Source organism: Paenibacillus pini JCM 16418 (assembly GCF_000576305.1).
Taxonomy (GTDB): domain Bacteria; phylum Bacillota; class Bacilli; order Paenibacillales; family Paenibacillaceae; genus Paenibacillus_AQ; species Paenibacillus_AQ pini.
In genome coordinates, this window is the sequence record NZ_BAVZ01000007.1 from 1 (window position 1) to 17,280 (window position 17,280).

The 17,280-nt window shown below is 42.0% G+C and carries 12 protein-coding genes, 11 tRNA genes, 1 rRNA gene and 1 pseudogene; 24 read left to right on the forward strand and 1 reads right to left on the reverse strand.

What is annotated here, in order from left to right; all coding sequences use genetic code 11:
* Window positions 1-77: 77 nt before the first annotated feature.
* The 19 genes and pseudogenes from rrf to JCM16418_RS11600 all read left to right on the forward strand — a co-directional run bounded on the left by rrf (window position 78) and on the right by JCM16418_RS11600 (window position 11,969).
* Window positions 78-193, forward strand: a 5S ribosomal RNA gene (gene rrf / locus JCM16418_RS11510).
* Window positions 194-320: 127 nt separating this feature from the next.
* Window positions 321-395: transfer RNA gene (locus JCM16418_RS11515), tRNA-Glu, on the forward strand.
* An 18-nt stretch (window positions 396-413) separates the two neighbouring features.
* Window positions 414-489 (forward strand) — tRNA-Val (locus tag JCM16418_RS11520).
* Between the two features lie 18 nt (window positions 490-507).
* A tRNA-Met gene (locus JCM16418_RS11525) sits at window positions 508-584 on the forward strand.
* A 10-nt stretch (window positions 585-594) separates the two neighbouring features.
* Window positions 595-672, forward strand: a tRNA-Asp gene (locus tag JCM16418_RS11530).
* 20 nt (window positions 673-692) lie between these two features.
* Window positions 693-768: transfer RNA gene (locus JCM16418_RS11535), tRNA-Thr, on the forward strand.
* Window positions 769-860: 92 nt separating this feature from the next.
* Window positions 861-935: transfer RNA gene (locus JCM16418_RS11540), tRNA-Gln, on the forward strand.
* Between the two features lie 5 nt (window positions 936-940).
* A tRNA-Lys gene (locus tag JCM16418_RS11545) sits at window positions 941-1,016 on the forward strand.
* 36 nt (window positions 1,017-1,052) lie between these two features.
* A tRNA-Leu gene (locus tag JCM16418_RS11550) sits at window positions 1,053-1,133 on the forward strand.
* Between the two features lie 72 nt (window positions 1,134-1,205).
* A complete protein-coding gene (locus JCM16418_RS11555; RefSeq protein ID WP_036648960.1) occupies window positions 1,206-2,963 on the forward strand; it encodes a cache domain-containing sensor histidine kinase in 1,758 nt (585 codons plus the stop codon).
* Between the two features lie 15 nt (window positions 2,964-2,978).
* Window positions 2,979-4,547 carry a response regulator transcription factor gene (locus tag JCM16418_RS11560; protein WP_036648963.1) on the forward strand — a complete coding sequence of 523 codons (1,569 nt, stop codon included), beginning with the start codon at window positions 2,979-2,981 and terminating at the stop codon, window positions 4,545-4,547.
* Window positions 4,548-4,633: 86 nt separating this feature from the next.
* The gene (locus JCM16418_RS11565; RefSeq protein WP_036648964.1) at window positions 4,634-6,151 is read left to right on the forward strand and encodes a glycoside hydrolase family 31 protein; all 1,518 of its coding nucleotides are present in this window, start codon (window positions 4,634-4,636) and stop codon (window positions 6,149-6,151) included.
* A 364-nt stretch (window positions 6,152-6,515) separates the two neighbouring features.
* Window positions 6,516-7,660, forward strand: a pseudogene (locus tag JCM16418_RS25890) (ABC transporter substrate-binding protein).
* Window positions 7,661-7,768: 108 nt separating this feature from the next.
* Window positions 7,769-8,650: a carbohydrate ABC transporter permease gene (locus JCM16418_RS11575; RefSeq protein WP_052020226.1), complete on the forward strand. Its 882-nt coding sequence runs from the start codon at window positions 7,769-7,771 to the stop codon at window positions 8,648-8,650.
* Complete coding sequence (locus tag JCM16418_RS11580; protein ID WP_036648966.1) at window positions 8,647-9,480, forward strand: carbohydrate ABC transporter permease; 834 nt, start codon at window positions 8,647-8,649, stop codon at window positions 9,478-9,480. The genes JCM16418_RS11575 and JCM16418_RS11580 overlap by 4 nt, the downstream gene beginning before the upstream one ends.
* A 39-nt stretch (window positions 9,481-9,519) precedes the next feature.
* Window positions 9,520-11,451, forward strand: coding sequence for a family 16 glycosylhydrolase (locus JCM16418_RS23740; RefSeq protein ID WP_052020227.1), 1,932 nt, complete (start codon window positions 9,520-9,522; stop codon window positions 11,449-11,451).
* Window positions 11,452-11,733: 282 nt separating this feature from the next.
* Window positions 11,734-11,808 (forward strand) — tRNA-Gly (locus tag JCM16418_RS11590).
* A gap of 8 nt (window positions 11,809-11,816) precedes the next feature.
* A tRNA-Pro gene (locus tag JCM16418_RS11595) sits at window positions 11,817-11,890 on the forward strand.
* A gap of 8 nt (window positions 11,891-11,898) precedes the next feature.
* Window positions 11,899-11,969 (forward strand) — tRNA-Gly (locus JCM16418_RS11600).
* An 80-nt stretch (window positions 11,970-12,049) separates the two neighbouring features.
* On the opposite strand, the gene JCM16418_RS11605 is transcribed toward JCM16418_RS11600, so the two are convergent.
* Window positions 12,050-13,276 carry an MFS transporter gene (locus tag JCM16418_RS11605; RefSeq protein WP_036648969.1) on the reverse strand — a complete coding sequence of 409 codons (1,227 nt, stop codon included), beginning with the start codon at window positions 13,274-13,276 and terminating at the stop codon, window positions 12,050-12,052.
* 120 nt (window positions 13,277-13,396) lie between these two features.
* Between JCM16418_RS11605 and JCM16418_RS11610 the strand changes: the two genes are divergently transcribed.
* The 5 genes from JCM16418_RS11610 to JCM16418_RS11630 all read left to right on the forward strand — a co-directional run bounded on the left by JCM16418_RS11610 (window position 13,397) and on the right by JCM16418_RS11630 (window position 17,272).
* Window positions 13,397-14,200: a helix-turn-helix domain-containing protein gene (locus tag JCM16418_RS11610; RefSeq protein WP_158442428.1), complete on the forward strand. Its 804-nt coding sequence runs from the start codon at window positions 13,397-13,399 to the stop codon at window positions 14,198-14,200.
* A gap of 120 nt (window positions 14,201-14,320) precedes the next feature.
* Complete coding sequence (locus tag JCM16418_RS11615) at window positions 14,321-14,797, forward strand: acyl-CoA thioesterase (protein WP_036648973.1); 477 nt, start codon at window positions 14,321-14,323, stop codon at window positions 14,795-14,797.
* 28 nt (window positions 14,798-14,825) lie between these two features.
* Complete coding sequence (locus JCM16418_RS11620) at window positions 14,826-15,200, forward strand: DUF948 domain-containing protein (protein ID WP_036648976.1); 375 nt, start codon at window positions 14,826-14,828, stop codon at window positions 15,198-15,200.
* 107 nt (window positions 15,201-15,307) lie between these two features.
* Window positions 15,308-15,997, forward strand: coding sequence for a ribonuclease H (gene rnhA / locus JCM16418_RS11625; protein WP_036648978.1), 690 nt, complete (start codon window positions 15,308-15,310; stop codon window positions 15,995-15,997).
* Window positions 15,998-16,306: 309 nt separating this feature from the next.
* Window positions 16,307-17,272, forward strand: coding sequence for an ABC transporter permease (locus JCM16418_RS11630; protein WP_036648980.1), 966 nt, complete (start codon window positions 16,307-16,309; stop codon window positions 17,270-17,272).
* The last annotated feature ends 8 nt before the right edge of the window (window positions 17,273-17,280 follow it).

Genomic DNA, 17,280 nt, shown 5'->3' on the forward strand with positions numbered 1-17,280 from the left:
AATAAGCCTGCTATGAAATTCATTCATCTGAGATGAACCGAATTTCACACAGATTGCATTTGTTTCACAAATGCCCGTTTGGTGGCGATAGCGGAGGGGTTCCACGCGTACCCATCCCGAACACGACCGTTAAGCCTCCAGCGCCGATGGTACTTGGACCGAAGGGTCCTGGGAGAGTAGGACGTTGCCAAGCGGAAACCACTTTTGTGGTATTTTTTTTGCCCAACTTGTATACATACAACATGGAATTGCTAGTGGGTAGAAGGATCGTTCAAGAAGATTATAGTAGTTCTATACATTGACTTGAACTTTATATATATGGCCCGTTGGTCAAGGGGTTAAGACACCTCCCTTTCACGGAGGTAACATGGGTTCGAATCCCATACGGGTCACCAATTTATATATTGTTTTTCGGAGGCTTAGCTCAGCTGGGAGAGCATCTGCCTTACAAGCAGAGGGTCGGGGGTTCGATCCCCTCAGCCTCCACCATATATGCTTTCTGAATGACGCGGGGTGGAGCAGCCCGGTAGCTCGTCGGGCTCATAACCCGAAGGCCGCAGGTTCAAATCCTGCCCCCGCAACCAATTGTATTATGGAACCGTGGTGTAGTTGGCCTAACATGCCTGCCTGTCACGCAGGAGATCGCGGGTTCGAATCCCGTCGGTTCCGCCATTTATACCAATCATAAATATGCCGGTGTAGCTCAACTGGTAGAGCAACTGACTTGTAATCAGTAGGTTGGGGGTTCAAGTCCTCTCGCCGGCACCATTATGATTGTTCTGGTAAGGTTATATCGGATTATGGGTTATGATTTGCGGACAACGAAGTCTTGGATCGCCCCATACTTATCTAATTCCTGATGGGGGTTAGCCAAGCGGTAAGGCAACGGACTTTGACTCCGTCACGCATAGGTTCAAATCCTATACCCCCAGCCATTTATGAGCCATTAGCTCAGTTGGTAGAGCACCTGACTTTTAATCAGGGTGTCGTAGGTTCGAATCCTACATGGCTCACCATTTTACTCCTTGTTTTATAAGGACTGCCTTCAATGTGCGCGTGTGGCGGAATTGGCAGACGCACTAGACTTAGGATCTAGCGTCTATGACGTGGGGGTTCAAGTCCCTCCACGCGCATCATAACAAAAAACCCTTTTTAAGGGTTTTTTGTGTTTTTGGATATAGTTGGTTTGTAGAGGAGAACATTAAATGAAAATTTCATTACGTAAACAAATGATTTTTAGCTTTTCAACTGTGTTTATTCTTCTGATCGTTATTTTTGGAAGCCTCATCCTAAATTACAATATTTCCAACTATCAAAAGCAAAGTTTTGATTATGTACAAAAAATAGTAAAAGCTAATATCTCACTGAGTGACAACTATCTAGAGCAACTGATTACGGTCTCCAAAATTGTGGCTAATGATTCAGATATCCTGAAGGCAGTCACCTACCGCAATAGTGTAAAGGAAGTCGATTATTCGGTTGAGCTTTATAATCAAAGGAATGTGGCCGCCAAGATTAAACAGTTGGATGTATTAAATGATATTACGAATGCTTTGATTATTGGCAATGATGACGAGTATTTATACTATTATGGAAGTTCGCCTGTGAGAGGATATCATTTTGGAGCACAGGAATGGTTTACCAATGCTAATCTGATGAGTAATAAATATATTCATTTTACGAATTTCCATCCTACCGATTATCTGCTCAATGATAAGAATAAACAGACGGTATCCGTTATTGTTCCGATTCTAAATGCAAATCAATATAGTATATCAAAACGAGCCTATCTAATGTGTGATTTCAATCTTGATCCGATTATAGTGGATAGCAGTAGTAAAGGGAACTCACAGATTGCTATATTTGACGGAACAAACCCTGTATACTTCACGAATAAAAGCTGGCTTGCCGAGAGCCAAAAGGCAGAGATTGCCGAGAGTTTGACTAAAGAACAAAAGTCTTTTGTCATTTCTAAGACGAAGGATAATCCAGTATCTTATTTGGTAGTGAATGAAACCTCGAAAATTTCCGGATGGTCTATTCTTGGGATTATGCCCTTAACGGAATTAGAACAGATGCGGACTACCAATACAACCTTCGTTATTGTTATAATTGTAATCGCTTGCATTCTAGTTGTTTTCTTATCTGGTTGGATATCCCGATCTATTCTAGTTCCTATAAACAGCTTGATTGTGAAATTCAACGAGATTGCCGCAGGACGAAGAGACGTTTCTTTTAAGGAGTCTAGAAGCATCGAGATTAATTCAATCGCCATCAATGCTGAAAATATGCTGAATAATATTAATCACTTAACAGACGAAATTATTGAAGAACAGAAGAGAGTGGCCTCAGCACAATTTAAAGTTCTCCAGCACCAAATTAATCCGCATTTCCTTAATAATGTACTGCAATCCATTAAAGCAATGGCTGTTTGCGGGGATGTTGAGTCTGTATCAAGAGCTGTAACCTTACTCGGCAAAATTCTTTCCTACTCTGTTTATAATCCATATGAGCAAGTGGGACTACAGGAAGAACTGAGCTATACAGAGAACTATATTTTGCTTCAAAATATCCGGTTTAATAATCTGATTACATATACAATGCATTGCGACGATCATCTTCAACACTTCACAGTCCCTAAATTAATGATTCAACCTCTGGTGGAGAATGCGATAGAGCACGGTTTTCAGAATCATCAAGAAGGACATATCACTATTGTTGCTGAGGATGTGGGGCATGAGATTTATATAGCAGTTACAAATAACGGGACTGTGGTGGATGCTGCGGAAGTGAATCGTCTTAACGAGGTATTACAAAGCGAGGATACCTACAAACAGAACAAAAGTATAGGTTTATTAAATTTGAATCAAAGGTTAAAAAGCTGTTTTGGACCTGAAGCAGGCATACAAATTTTTTCAAGAGAAGGTATGAATACAAGTATTGTCATCACGATACCCAAATAAGAAAGGAGGATACATATGTTATCCGTAATGATTGTGGACGACGAGATTTTATCTATCCGAATGATGGAGAGTATTTTAGATTGGAGCAGTTTGGGCATTCAGATCGTGGGAACTGCGCAAAATGGAATGGAGGCTCTAAGTCAGTTCTATAAACTAAATCCCAATATTATTATTACGGATATTAAGATGCCAAATTTAGATGGTATAGAATTTATTAAAAAAGCTAGAGAATCGAGCCCCGAAACAGAGTTTATATTAATTAGTGCGTATGCGGATTTTGATTATGTCAAAAAGGCGATAGAACTGGGTTGCTCTAATTATATTCTTAAACCTGTCGATGAGTTTGAGCTTGAAAATACGTTAAAAAAAATCACCGCGAAGATTAGTTACAAAAAAGCAGAAGAGAAGAATGCTACGAAAAATTGGCTTCAGCATGAAAAGCAGGTTATATTTCGCTATATGAACACAGGAACAAATCCACTTGCGGCTTCCAAAAGCGCATCTAATCTAGGGATTCGTTTTTCCTCCTTTGCCTTGTTTGATTTTATTCTGAGTGATCGTTCTATCAATGAATATATTGAGAATAATCTTCAACTGGATGCTCAAATGGGGTTTATTATGGAACGTATGACTAACGTTATGAGTAGTTATGGACACTATGTGCTTTTCGATTATGAGGATTATAAGTGGACGGCCATACTGTATGATTGTGAAGCTCAGCAGCTTCCGGCATGTGCTGAACAGATGGTTGCTTTCTTCTCAGAAGAGATTCGTATGGATATCAATGTTTGTTTCAGTCATGTGGGTAGCGAGATGAGCGAACTGCCTCAGTTATACCATCGTCTACGTCACTTGAGTCGGTTTAGTTTCTTTGTGGGTGATGAACCTATTCTAGGATATGGGTACAATTGTGTGGAAACCCAGTTTGAGCAAATCGATCTAATGCCGTTTAACAAAACAATGACAGCTGCATTGCAGCATAACGACATTGAGCAGGCAGCGCAGATCTTAGATGAGGTACTATTATTATCAGGTAAAGCAGACCCGTCTTCACTGCATCTTTTTATAGACTTTTGTTATAATGCCTTTTGCATTATTCGAGAGAAACTAAGCTCTGAAAACAAGCTAAGTGCGGATCTTCAATATATACTCAACATCAGCTATAAAGATATATCTCAAATATCAACTATAGAAGAGCTGAGTATATTTATGAATCGCATGCTACTCTTACTCTCCGGGGGAGGAAAGCTCTCTAAACCGAAGTATAGCAGTTTGGTAGAGGCAGGAATTCAATATTTACATGACAATTATGATCGCAATTTATCATTGGAAGAAGTGTGTACACATCTTGCTGTGAGCAAAAACTATTTTAGCTATTTATTTAAACGAGAGACGGAGCATAATCTGTGGGCTTATCTTACCGATATCCGTTTGAACAAATCGAAAGAGCTATTAGCGACAACTGAAATGAAAAGTTATGAGATCGCATATATGGTGGGGTATGACAACCCTAGTTATTTCTCTAAATTATTCAAGAAAAGTACAGGTCAGACGCCTAATGAATTCAGGGGATTAACTAAGTAATATATTGCTATAAAAACAGAAAAGAGTTCATTGTCTCAAGGCTTATCCTCCGTTAATCTGATATCAGAACGGAGGTAAGCCTTTTTATGATTATTCAAATGCTTGAGAACGAGTACTGGTATGGCGGTTGTGTTAGTGAAGGGAAAAGGATGCCTATAGGACAGGATCATTGTGCCCAGTTTAATATGGAGCAGAATCCAACTCCGAATCAGGCGATGCCGTTATTTATTTCTTCAAAAGGACGTTATTTATGGAGAGATAGCGGATTTGCAATTCAATTTAATAGGGGTACCATCACTTGCCCAGATAATATTACGCTAGCAAGTGGCTTTGATACACTTCGAGGTGCTTATCTGGGTGCGATGAAACAGCATTTTCCATTTGAGCAGATTACTCTATCATCAACACTATGGGACAAGCCCATTTTTAACAGTTGGATTGAACTTACCTTTAACCAGAATGAGAAAGATCTACTGCAATATGCAGAGAATATTGTACAAAATGGGTTTGAGCCTGGTGCGTTCATGATCGATGACGGCTGGAGTGAGTCCTACGGTGATTGGACATTTCATTCAGGTAAGTTTGCGAATCCACGGCAGTTTATTAGTAAACTGAATGAGATGGGTTTTTCTGTAATGGTATGGGTCTGTCCATTTATCACACCGGATACCGTGGCTTATCGGGAAGCACGTAAACTTGATATTTTAATAAAAACATCCGATGGTAAGCCTTACATAAGTGAATGGTGGAATGGATGCTCTGCTGTATTGGACTTTTCGAATCCTGCTGCCGTGTCATGGTTTGATGACCAACTGAAACGATTGCAGGATCTGGGAATACAGGGATTCAAATTTGATGCAGGAGATAGTCTTTATTATCGAACAGACAATGTAACTTGTGGGAATGTAACTCCAGATGAGCAATCACGTCTATGGGCGCAATACGGATCGAAGTATTCATTGAATGAATACCGAGTAACATTTCGGGCAGGGGGAAGTTCTTTATTCCAGCGCCTATGCGATAAAGAGCATTCATGGGGTGACAAAGGGATAGCGGCATTGATCCCCGACAGCCTAGCACAAGGCATAACAGGTCATCCGTTCAGTTGCCCAGATATGGTCGGAGGCGGAGAATATTTGAATTTTCAGGAATTGGAGCATGGGGGGCTGGATGAAGAACTCTTCTGTCGTCACAGTGAAATTGCCTGCTTAATGCCAGCTATTCAGTTCTCTGCTGCGCCGTGGCGAATCTTGTCTACGGACAATCTACAGAAAATTCAGCAGCATCTGAGCATTCGTAGCCAGTTCGCTACAGAGCGGAAGAATGCCTATGACAAAGCTGTCCAGTGCGGGGAGCCAATCATCCGGTATATGGAGTATCAGTTCCCAGGACAAGGTATGGAGGCCGTCACAGATCAGTTCATGCTAGGAGATACTGTGCTGGTTGCACCTTTATATGAAAAAGGAGCTACTTCTCGTCATGTGAATGTTCCTAAAGGGACATGGTCATTTGAAGGACGAACATTCGTGAGCGAAGGGGAATCATTAGTATTCACTCCAAGTGAGGCCCGTCCCGTTATTTTTAAAATGCTCCAAAGCGACTAAAACGTAATAAAGTGTTAGAAGTTAGTGGGCCAATCGTAATATATTGCAATCGCTTTCAATTGTGAAAAAGATCTGTATATCAAGAGAACAATTTGCAATAATTTTATGCTATAAAAGCGGAATACAGTTCCTTCTGCAAGGTACAGGGCAGTTGATAAGATAGAGCTAGAAACAAGACGTTCTCAGAGGTTATATCTAAAGGGGGAAATATGAATTGAAAAAGAAATGGCTTTCTTTAATGATGTGCGCAGCGATTATACCATCTATGATTGCAGGCTGTGGTAACAGTACCTCGGATACGGATTCAGGTAAGACGACCACAGAAGGTTCAAAGGGTTCTGACAAAAAAGTAGAAATCCGTGTGATGGCTTATAACGCAGAATCTACGCGTGCAACCTATCTGAAGCTACTAGAAGAGAAGCTTCCCAACATCAAGGTTACGTTTGAGTTTGTGGCGCTAGATAATTTCAACAATGTATTGAATTCGCAGCTTCAAGCGGGTCAAGGACCGGATATCATTGAGGTGGGAGGCGAGACTAGACTGCTTGCGAATGCAGGCTACCTGATGGATCTTACTGGCGAGGAATTTACGTCAAAATATGCAGATTCAGGCCTAGCTCCTTACTCCGTAGATGGTAAAGTATTCGCGACACCACTACAGATTGGTATGAAGGTATTTTTTATAACAAAGCTATGTTCCGTGATAACGGCATTCAAGTTCCGAAAACATTTGATCAGTTTATTAAGATTCATAAGGACCTCCTTGCCAAAGGGACAAAACCTCAAACAATGGGTGCACAGTCTTGGGAGCCTATGATGAAGCAAAGTATTGGTGTGGTAAATAATGACTTTTACTCTAAATCAGAAAATATAAATTTTGATCAGAAATTTAATAAAGGAGAAGTTAAGCTCGCTGATGCTTGGCTGCCTTCGGTAGAGAAATGGGCTAGTCTCATATCCGAAGGAATTCTGACTAAGGATATGCTTGGACTCAGCTATGATCAGGCGCTTGATGAGTTCGCCACTGGCAAAGCTGCGATGTGGGAAAGTGGTCCATGGGCAGTGAAAACCATTATGGAGAAGAATCCGAAGATGGAGCTGGGTATGTTCCCGATCCCTGGATCTTCAGAAGGTCCAGGCTGGTTGGTAGGTGGCCCGGGATCTGCATTAGCTATCAATGCGAAGACAAGTCATAAAGCTGAAGTATTAGAGATTCTAGGGTTGACTGCAACTCCTGAAGCACAGCAGGCGCTGATTAAAGATAACGCAGGAAGCTCATTCCTCAAAGGCGTTGATGCTAATTTGGGTGAGATTTACAAAGATTGTGAAGAGGCCTTTAAAGCAGGTAATGTATATGCTCCATGGACGGCAGCTTGGATTTCTGGCAACCCCGTTGTTGAAGGTTACGGTAAATCACTTCAAGAAGTGCTTGCAGGTACCAAGACAGTTAAGCAGGCCTTAGAAGAGGCTGACAAAGTTAATGATACGATGCGTGAATCACTGAAATAAGGAAATAAGCTGAATGAAAGAGTAGAGATAAATAAAAACCAACAGGTGAACGAAGCTTCTTGGTTTTTATTTTGTCTTCCGCTCGGTAAAAGGGAGGTCCGAACCATATTGAACGTTAAGAGAAGAGACCGGGTTTTTCTTTTTATGATACTTCCTGCTTTTATAGGTTTTGTATTATTGTTTATTTTGCCAACGATCATGAGTTTTGCCTATAGTGTGACAAACTGGTCTGTGTATAAACCCAATTATAAATTTGTTGGTTTCGATAATTATGTGAAATTATTTACGGATACAAAAAATATTGCAGCGATCAAGCATTCTGTTACTTACGCCTTGGTCATTACAATCGTACAAAATGCTTTGGCCATTTGTTTTGCAGTACTGCTTAACCGTAAGAAGATTATGGCTAACATTGTGAAATCGATATTCTTTTTACCGGCAGTGCTTAGTGTCTTAGTTGTAGGTTTTCTATTTCAATATATTATGACCTCAGCCGATTCTGGACTTTTGAACTCAATCATCACTTTTTTTGGAGGAACTCCAGTCAATTGGCTTGGTAATGAAAAGATCGCGCTATATTCCGTTTTGTCTACTCAGGTGTGGCAATGGACAGGTTGGAGCATGGTCATTTATATTGCCAGTTTAAAAAGCATTGATGGTTCGTTGTACGAAGCTGCTGAAATCGACGGGGCTAGTAAATTGCAGTCCTTTCGTTATATCTCCCTGCCGCTGCTATACCCTGCTGCCTCCTTCAATATCTTAATGAGCTTGATCGGTGGCTTGAAAGTGTTCGATGCGGTGTTTGCCATGACCAAGGGAGGTCCAGGTTATGCCTCAGAGACGATTATGACTACTTTAATTCGTGAAGGGTTCAACAGTGGACGAACAGCATATGCTTCAGCTTTTGCCGTTGTATTCTTTGTTATTGTGTTTGTAATGAGTAAGATTATTACGTATTTCTTGAACAAATGGGAGGAGAAACTGTCATGATAACTTCCAAGAGACTCCGTAATACATCTCTTAACCTCCTGTATGCTATCATTGGAGCAGGGATGCTATTGCCCATTTATTATCTGATTGTGACTACTTTTAAGACTCCGACGGAGGCTGCGAGCAGTCCTTTGGGGCTTCCGAAGCAGTTCATGTTTGAAAATTATATTAACGCATTCAACGCTATGAATTACCCAAGAGCACTTTTGAATAACGTGTTGATTACAGGATGCGCTGTTATCGTGCTCATTCTGATCTCTTCTATGGCAGCATATGTTATCGCTCGAAGTAAGAAGAGAATATATAAATGGATGTTCTCCGTATTTATGGTGGGACTCATTATTCCATTTCAGATTGCGATTATTCCGCTGTATAAAATCATCTCAGGCCTGCATTTGATGAACACGTTGCCTGGAGTCATCCTGATTGACGTATTCTGCATTAACTTGCCGTTGTCTATCTTTCTGTTCAGAGGATTCATCAATACGGTGCCCATTGAACTTGAAGAAGCGGCTGCGATTGACGGATACGGAACCTTCCGCACCTTCTGGAGTATCATATTCCCGCTGCTGAAACCGATTGTTTCCACGGTTGCGATTCTAGATGCACTGGCTGTGTGGAATGACTTTCTCACCCCTCTATTATTTTTGCAAGATCCGAGCAAGGCCGTACTGCTGCAAGAGGTTTATAAAAACGTAGGTCCATTCTCCACCAACTGGACGGCATTTTTCCCGATGCTCGTTTTAGCAACTTTGCCGCTGGTCATTTTTTATCTCATTATGCAGAGAAGTATTATTGAAGGTGTTGTGGCAGGTTCGGTAAAAGGATAGTTGTAGCGAATTCAATTTGTAATATAGGGAGGAAATACAATGTTTCTACAATCGGTTAAGAATGTTTTGAGAGTTTCTACGCTAGTGTTATTTGTATCTGCTGTAGCTCCATCCGTTAATGCACATGCAGCCGCTTGGTCGCAGCAAATTGAAGCGGAAAGTGGAGTGAAGACGGGTACCGTAAAAGAAGAGACGGTAATCGGAAACTCAGGTAAAACGGTCAGCTTCATAGATCAAGGTGAGGCAAACAGTCTTACAATTAAAGTAACTCCTGTACAAGGCAGTACCTTTGATATGAACATCCGCTATCGTTCTGGTGAGCAACGGAATCTGATGTATTCCGTGAACAATAAAGCTCCTCAAAAAATATCTAGCTTAAACAGTGGCAGTTGGAGCAGCTTTGACAATGAGACATTACCCATTGAATTGACTCCAGGGCAGGAGAATACCGTCAAATTCTTCGCACCTGCAGGAGAAAATGGGCCTGGCCTTGATTATGTTACTTTTCAGGAAACTACAGTATCTCCAATAGACAAATCTGGATATCGTTTAATTTTTCAGGAGGAATTTGGAGATAAACAGTTGAACCAAGGGAAGTGGGTAAACAAATATTTATCTTCTTGGACAAAGACACCGCAGTATGCACAGCCGACATATGTTATGGAGAACGGACTAATGAAGCTGCAAATTAAGCAGGATACTCAGCCTTGGGCACCTGAGTTTGACGGTCAAACGGTCGTCTCAGGGTTTACGACAGGTAACCGTAACGCACTGCATAATTGGAATGGTAACAATACGGTTAGAAACCCTGTTGAAACCGAGCTGACACACATCAATCAATATGGATATTATGAGATTCGTGCAATGGGACAGCCAGGCTCGTCTCGTCACGTAGCTTGGTGGCTGCTAGGATTTGAGGACATCCCCAATGAATCGGCTGAGATAGATATCTTTGAGATTCTTGGAAATAACTCTCACAGTGTTCCAGTTGCTTTCCATCGTTGGAATGATCCAACGGGTCCAGAAGGTGGTGGATTTGCGTACACCAATAACAATATGGATTTCCATAAGGAATTTCACACATACGGATTCAATTGGGTACAAGGCGGCGGAAGTGCTTCCCAGCCAGATAAGATGGAATTCTACGTAGATGGTGTTAAAACCGGCGAAAAAAATGTGAAGATTGATTATCCACTGATTCAACTCTTTTCACTCTATGAAAAGAGAGCTGGGGGATGGACAGGACCATGGGTGAGTAAACCATATCCAAACACGTTCCGTTTAGACTATGTACGTGTTTATAAGAAAATCCCAGCGGGATATGCTACGGTTCCACAGGCGCAGCTCGCTATAACAAACGTTGCTAACGCAAGTCTATCTATATCGCCGAATGCAAAGCCTAAAACATATGTTTCTGCAGTTCCTGGTCAAGAAGGACAAACGTTTACAGAAAGCACATTGCCAGGCACTAAATCTTATACGAACGTGACGTATAACGATGGTGTAGTGACGCAAGAATTTGTGAAATGGGACCCCATTACCGCGCAAGATTTAGAGAAGCTTCAGCGGGGAGAAACAGTGACTAAACAAGGGACCTTACCGAATATCGCTGCAAATTTCCCAGGTTTAGTTCGCCCAGTGCTAACGATTAATACAACCCCTTGGGATACAAATTTAAATTCGAACAACTTGAATTTGTTGTTTGACCAAGATGGTGTAAGTACTAGCTCCTCTTGGACATCAATTATGAACCGCTGCCAGCTGGAGCCTATATTTCCTATAATTTTGGACAACCAAGAAATGTGTCCTCGATTTCTTTTGCAGCAAACTATGGAAATGGACAAGGTTTCCGAACGTTTACGGTGTCTACATGGGATAATGCCACTCAGAGCTGGATCGAGCAGGGGACAGAGTATACGATTCCTTGGACGAGTGCAGGAGATCGAGAAGCGGGAGAGACGGTTACAGTAAAACTGAAACAAACATTATCAAGTTCTAAGATTAAGATAAATATTAAGTCTGCAAACACGAAATGGGATAATAAAGTCGTCATGCGTGAAATTACCTTTAATGAATAAATAATAAATAGGCTGTCATTAAGACAGCCTATCTTTCATAATTATGAATAGATACTTCATTCGAATTTAAATTTAAAATCTCATAAAAAAATATTGCGCTTCATATTATAATTTGATATACTATTTCTTGTCGCCGCTGAAATAGAGATGCTTTAGTGAGCAACAATGAAAAAATGCGGACGTGGCTCAGCGGTAGAGCATCGCCTTGCCAAGGCGAGGGTCGCGGGTTCGATTCCCGTCGTCCGCTCCAATAAATATCGGGACGTAGCTCAGCTTGGTAGAGCACCTGGTTTGGGTCCAGGGGGTCGCATGTTCGAATCGTGTCGTCCCGATACGTTACGCGGGTGTAGTTCAATGGTAGAACTTCAGCCTTCCAAGCTGATAGCGTGGGTTCGATTCCCATCACCCGCTTAAAAGTTTCATAGAGAAGAAGTCCTTGGATATCTAAGGACTTCTTTTTTTGTGTAGAATTATGAAATAAGAATGAGGTATTAAACTCTACCAGCAGCTTTTAGCCTCGCATCCGAAGGTAACAGGAAGGCGAATATCCCTAGTAGTGGTAGGAAAGCACATAGCTGAATGACGAATTCCACGCTCGTTTTATCCATGAGCGAGCCGAGTATAACAGAACCTAGCCCGGCCATGCCAAACGAGAATCCGAAGAATAATCCTGATACGGTTCCGACGAGGCTCGGCAGAAGCTCCTGGGCATAGACGATGATGACGGAGAATCCAGACATTAGAATAAGCCCGATGAGGAAGCATAATATCAGCGCAAAGGCTGGACTCGCATATGGTAGCAAAATAGAGAAAGGCGCTGTACCTGCTATAGAGAACCAGATCATCTTTTTACGGCCAAAGCGGTCTGCAAATTTACCTCCAAGAAGAGTACCAATCATGCCAGCGAATTGCAAAACGAATAGGCAGACTTGGGCCCTTGGTAAGGGTAATTGATAATGCTTCACATAATAGAAGGAATAATACCCTGTCATCCCTGCAATGTACACGAACTTAGAGAACAATAACACCATAAGAATGCCCATGACGAAAATGATAAAACCTTTATTCGGTACCGTTTGGGTATCTGATTCAGTCTGTTTCTTCTTCATATGTCCCGTGTAGTTTAGTTGCTGTCGATACCAGCGACTGATGACCATCTGAACGACAAGACCGATCATGGCGAGAACAATCATCCATAAAAATCCGTGTTGGCCGAGTGGAGCAAGGACGAATGCAACCATAAGCGGTGCTAACGCTTGACCGGTATTTCCGCCTACTTGAAAGATGGACTGCGCCATCCCGCGACCTTTACCTGCTGCCATATGGGCAACACGTGATGATTCGGGATGTAGGACAGATGATCCAATTCCAATCAGAGCGGCTGCAAAGAGTAGCATCCAGAGAGTAGAGGCTAATGCAAAGCCTAGAACTCCAACGAGTGAGAATAGCATGCCTATGGGCAGCAGGCTTGGCATCGGCCTTCGGTCAGCATAATAGCCGATCAGTGGTTGTAGCACGGACGCCGTAACGTTGAGCGTGAAGGCAACCCAGCCGACTTGGGCGAAGCTTAGATTCATGGATTCGCGAAGTAGTGGAAACGAAGCTGGGACGATAGATTGCATCGCATCATTCAGTAGATGTGCGAAGCTGACTCCGATCAGCATCCATCCCGCGTAATTTCGCGTTGGGGTAGGAGTAGCAATTGAAATTTGCGACATGGCATACACACCTTTACTTTTTTTATAATCATAACTTCATAGCTTGGGGTATGTCGTCGTGAAAAGTGCTGGAAACCTCAGCACTTTTTGCTATAATGTCAACAGGTGAAGACGATGAAAATGAGTATTAAAACGGATCGGATCGAATTATTCAAAGGAGCTAACCGATTCTCGAATAGCTCACACGCTCATGACGATTGGTATCAGGTAACAGTTCCTGTGCAAGGCACATGCCATTTCATGATGGAGAATAAGGGATATCAGTTAGCTGGTGGACGGGGTTTGATTCAGCATCCTGGAACAGAGCATTATTTTCATTTAGAGGAGCAATCCAGCGTAATTATTGTGAAGTTCCATAATGATGTCCTGCAAGAAATGAACGATTCAAGGAAACAGACGGAATATGGGCTGGAGCAGTGGATCGATCCACTTAAATTGTCGCAGCAGTTTAAGAATTGGACGACCGATTTAATGTTTGGTGACTTTATAGAGCCACTTGCTATTGAAGAGACTGAAAATAAGGTGCTACAATATTTCGATCCCGTATTTAAGGGAAAGGAACATGGAGTTCAGCAAGAACGTATATGTATACCGGTCAGTTCAGATCCGCATATATCGCTGGCGCTAGAGTATATGCGTGAATTTTACACGACGTCGATTTCAATCGATGAGTTGGCTACGATTGCGGTACAGAGTCGCTATCATTTTATGCGAAGTTTCAGGGCCCATACGGGGATGACTCCTTATCAATTTCTGTTGAAGCTACGTGTAGAAGATGCGATGAATCAGCTAAAACGAACAAAAGCTACGGTTGCGGATATTAGTTGTGGACTTGGTTTTGCGAGTACGAGCCAATTTCACCGAACATTTATGAAAATAACAGGCATGACACCGAGTGATTTTCGGCGAATAACCTGCACGTAGCCATTGCATAACTTATACATAACTTATATAGGTAATTTCTCGAAGTGATTTTTACTCAAGGCCTTTGGAATGGGGTAATAAAGGTTTTAAGTAAGCCGCATACGTAAAGGAGCCGGAGCGATGAGAAAGGAAAGTTTTATTCAACCTGATCCACAGAGCTGGATGGAGAAATTTCATTTTTCTATTCCGATTAAGGTCAGATATTGCGAGACGGATATGTTAGGTCATGTGAATAATGTTAGTTATTTTATGTATTTTGAACAAGGACGTATTGAATATTTTGAAAATATCGGTTTGTTTGATGAGATATTTGGTGAGGAGCAAATTGCTGTAGTGGCAGATCTAGAATGTCAGTATCTAGCGCAAATGTACCGTAGTGATAAAGTAGTGCTGCATGTACGTGTGGCTAAGATAGGTAGATCATCTCTAGACGTAGAGTACGCTATTATCGCTTCAGATATGTTGAAAGCAGCGGGACGTGGAGCAATCGTGCTTATTGATAAAAAGAGTGGGAAGAGCACACCTATTCCAGATGATGTACGCGAAGCTATTGCTTCTTTTGAAGGGATAGGCATGCCACAGCAACCGAACTCATAAATTATGAGTAAGGAAGGAGCTGAGTGGTATGGATAGAATCCTCAAAAATAGCCTTGCTGGTGCTGCGCTCGCCTTTGCCGGACTCAATCTATACGCCATTTACATGTTGAAAAAGGGTACTACTACGATTGATGAAGTAAATAAGACAATTGTAGAGGTTCGCGGGGCTGTACGAGGACTGTCGGGTGAGGCGGAGTATCTTATTCATCAAGCGGGTGGCATAACAGAAGAAGTGAAAGGCAAAATAAACACAGTTGATCCACTGCTTGAATCTGCGCATGATGTAGGTGAGGTGATCAGTAGTGTAACGAATTCAGTTAGAGAAGCCGCTGCAAGGATTAAAGAGAAGCAGACCTCCACGGTGTACAGTTCCACACCGAACCTGCATATTAGAACGAAATAAGCTGTGGACCTACTTGCAGTTTGATGAGTGAATACTTAATATAGTGATTAGAGAGCTTCCTATAGGAGGTTCTTTTTTTATCTAATGAGAAATGATAGGAGCTAGTTATGGCTAAACAAAAATATTATGTGGTGTGGGAAGGGCGTTCGCCCGGAATTTATACATCATGGGCAGATTGTCAGGCTCAGGTTAATGGACATACGGATGCTAAATATAAATCATATGAGTCCCGTGCGGAGGCAGAAGCTGCTTTGGAAGGCGGTTGGAAGAAATTTTGGGGTAAAGGAAGCGCCTCTGCATCGTCTTCCTCAGCAAAATCGATGACTAGTGGTTCAAAGGCTTATAAGCCCAGTAGTAAATCAGGTAATGCATCGGGTGGAGAAACTGAGACCATTGATTATGACAGTATCTCGGTCGATGTGGGGACAAGAGGAAACCCGGGGCCGATTGAATATAAGGGGGTAGATACCCAGACAGGTGAAATTCTGTTCTATGTCGGTCCCGTCGAGAACGGTACGAATAATTTAGGTGAATTTATCGCCATTGTGCACGCACTCGCGTATTTGAAACAGCAGGGAAGTAAGAAGACTGTTTATACGGATTCACGGACAGCTCTTGCATGGTTACGAAATAAGAAGCCCTCGACTACCCTTCCTCGAAATGAATCGACAGCTAAGGTCTGGGAACTAACAGATCGTGCAGTGCAGTGGTTGCAAACGAACACGTATCCCAACAAGATTCTGAAATGGAACACGGTGGAATGGGGAGAGATTAAGGCAGACTTTGGACGAAAATAAAAACGTACTTGATCTGTGGTCGATGGGGATATCCCATCGACCTTTTTGATGTATAAATGGATTGTCATATTTGTTATTCGCGAATATAAACGCCATTAAAGAGCAAAAATGACACATTGTCCAGGTGTCCGTTTACCTTGTCATTATGCTTATTTTCCTTGATGTAAAGCGCTTTCTTAACGAAACGAAAATGACATATATACGAAATGACTTGGAGTCGGATATCGTTAAATATGTAAGCGCTAGCAAAAAACTCACCACTGATAATCAAGCTAGAGCAGCACTATTAAATCTGGAAGGGGTGATTGTATGCAGGGTAATAAAGCTAGCATAGCTGGCAACGTACTCCTGGAACAGAGGAAGAGAAAGAGCAGTGTATGGAAGAGAATTTTTCAGAATTGGGAACTTTATCTATTCATTGCACCTGCATTCTTCTATTTTCTTATCTTCTCTTACGGTCCGATGTACGGTATTCAAATTGCGTTTAAGAACTTCATTCCTACAAAAGGAATCATGGGCAGCCCATGGGTAGGATTCGATCACTTTACTCGTTTCTTCGATTCCTATTATTTCTGGGACTTAATATGGAACACACTGAGTATTAGCTTGTATGAATTGGTTATCGGGTTTCCGATTCCTATTATTCTCGCGCTTGCCTTTAATGAGGTAAGGGGCGGATTCTTTAAAAAGATGGCACAGACGGTCACATATGCGCCTCACTTTATTTCTGTCGTGGTTATGGCAGGTATGATTATTACGTTCCTATCGCCTTCGACGGGTATTATTGTACACATTATTGAATGGCTTGGATTTGATGCACCTCAAGTTCTAACGGATCCGCGATGGTTTAAGACCATGTATGTATTCTCGGGTGTGTGGCAGAGCGCAGGTTGGGGTACGATCATTTATTTGGCAGCGCTCTCTGGAGTAGACCCAGGGCTTCATGAAGCAGCAAAAATTGATGGAGCCTCCAGATTTCAACGGGTGTGGCACATTAACATACCAACGATTGTTCCTACCATGACGATTCTATTGATTCTCAATATGGGAAGTCTACTTGGTGTAGGTTTTGAAAAGATACTATTGCTGCAAAATCCATTGAATATGGGTTCATCCGATGTAATTTCAACGTTCGTTTATCGTTCAGGGCTTGTAGATGCACAGTACAGTTTCTCGACAGCCATTGGACTATTTAATTCGCTTGTCAACGCTATATTGCTCGTTGTTGTGAACCAAATTGTAAGACGCACCAATGATAGCAACAGTTTATGGTAGAAGAGGGG

Bases quoted from the DNA above. Each gene is read 5' to 3' on its own strand.
- JCM16418_RS11555 (WP_036648960.1), top strand. From the start codon at position 1,206: ATGAAAATTTCATTACGTAAACAAATGATTTTTAGCTTTTCAACTGTG.
- JCM16418_RS11560 (WP_036648963.1), top strand. From the start codon at position 2,979: ATGTTATCCGTAATGATTGTGGACGACGAGATTTTATCTATCCGAATG.
- rnhA (WP_036648978.1), top strand. From the start codon at position 15,308: ATGGCTAAACAAAAATATTATGTGGTGTGGGAAGGGCGTTCGCCCGGA.
- JCM16418_RS23740 (WP_052020227.1), top strand. From the start codon at position 9,520: ATGTTTCTACAATCGGTTAAGAATGTTTTGAGAGTTTCTACGCTAGTG.
- JCM16418_RS11610 (WP_158442428.1), top strand. From the start codon at position 13,397: ATGAGTATTAAAACGGATCGGATCGAATTATTCAAAGGAGCTAACCGA.
- JCM16418_RS11620 (WP_036648976.1), top strand. From the start codon at position 14,826: ATGGATAGAATCCTCAAAAATAGCCTTGCTGGTGCTGCGCTCGCCTTT.
- JCM16418_RS11630 (WP_036648980.1), top strand. From the start codon at position 16,307: ATGCAGGGTAATAAAGCTAGCATAGCTGGCAACGTACTCCTGGAACAG.
- JCM16418_RS11565 (WP_036648964.1), top strand. From the start codon at position 4,634: ATGATTATTCAAATGCTTGAGAACGAGTACTGGTATGGCGGTTGTGTT.
- JCM16418_RS11605 (WP_036648969.1), bottom strand. From the start codon at position 13,276: ATGTCGCAAATTTCAATTGCTACTCCTACCCCAACGCGAAATTACGCG.
- JCM16418_RS11615 (WP_036648973.1), top strand. From the start codon at position 14,321: ATGAGAAAGGAAAGTTTTATTCAACCTGATCCACAGAGCTGGATGGAG.
- JCM16418_RS11580 (WP_036648966.1), top strand. From the start codon at position 8,647: ATGATAACTTCCAAGAGACTCCGTAATACATCTCTTAACCTCCTGTAT.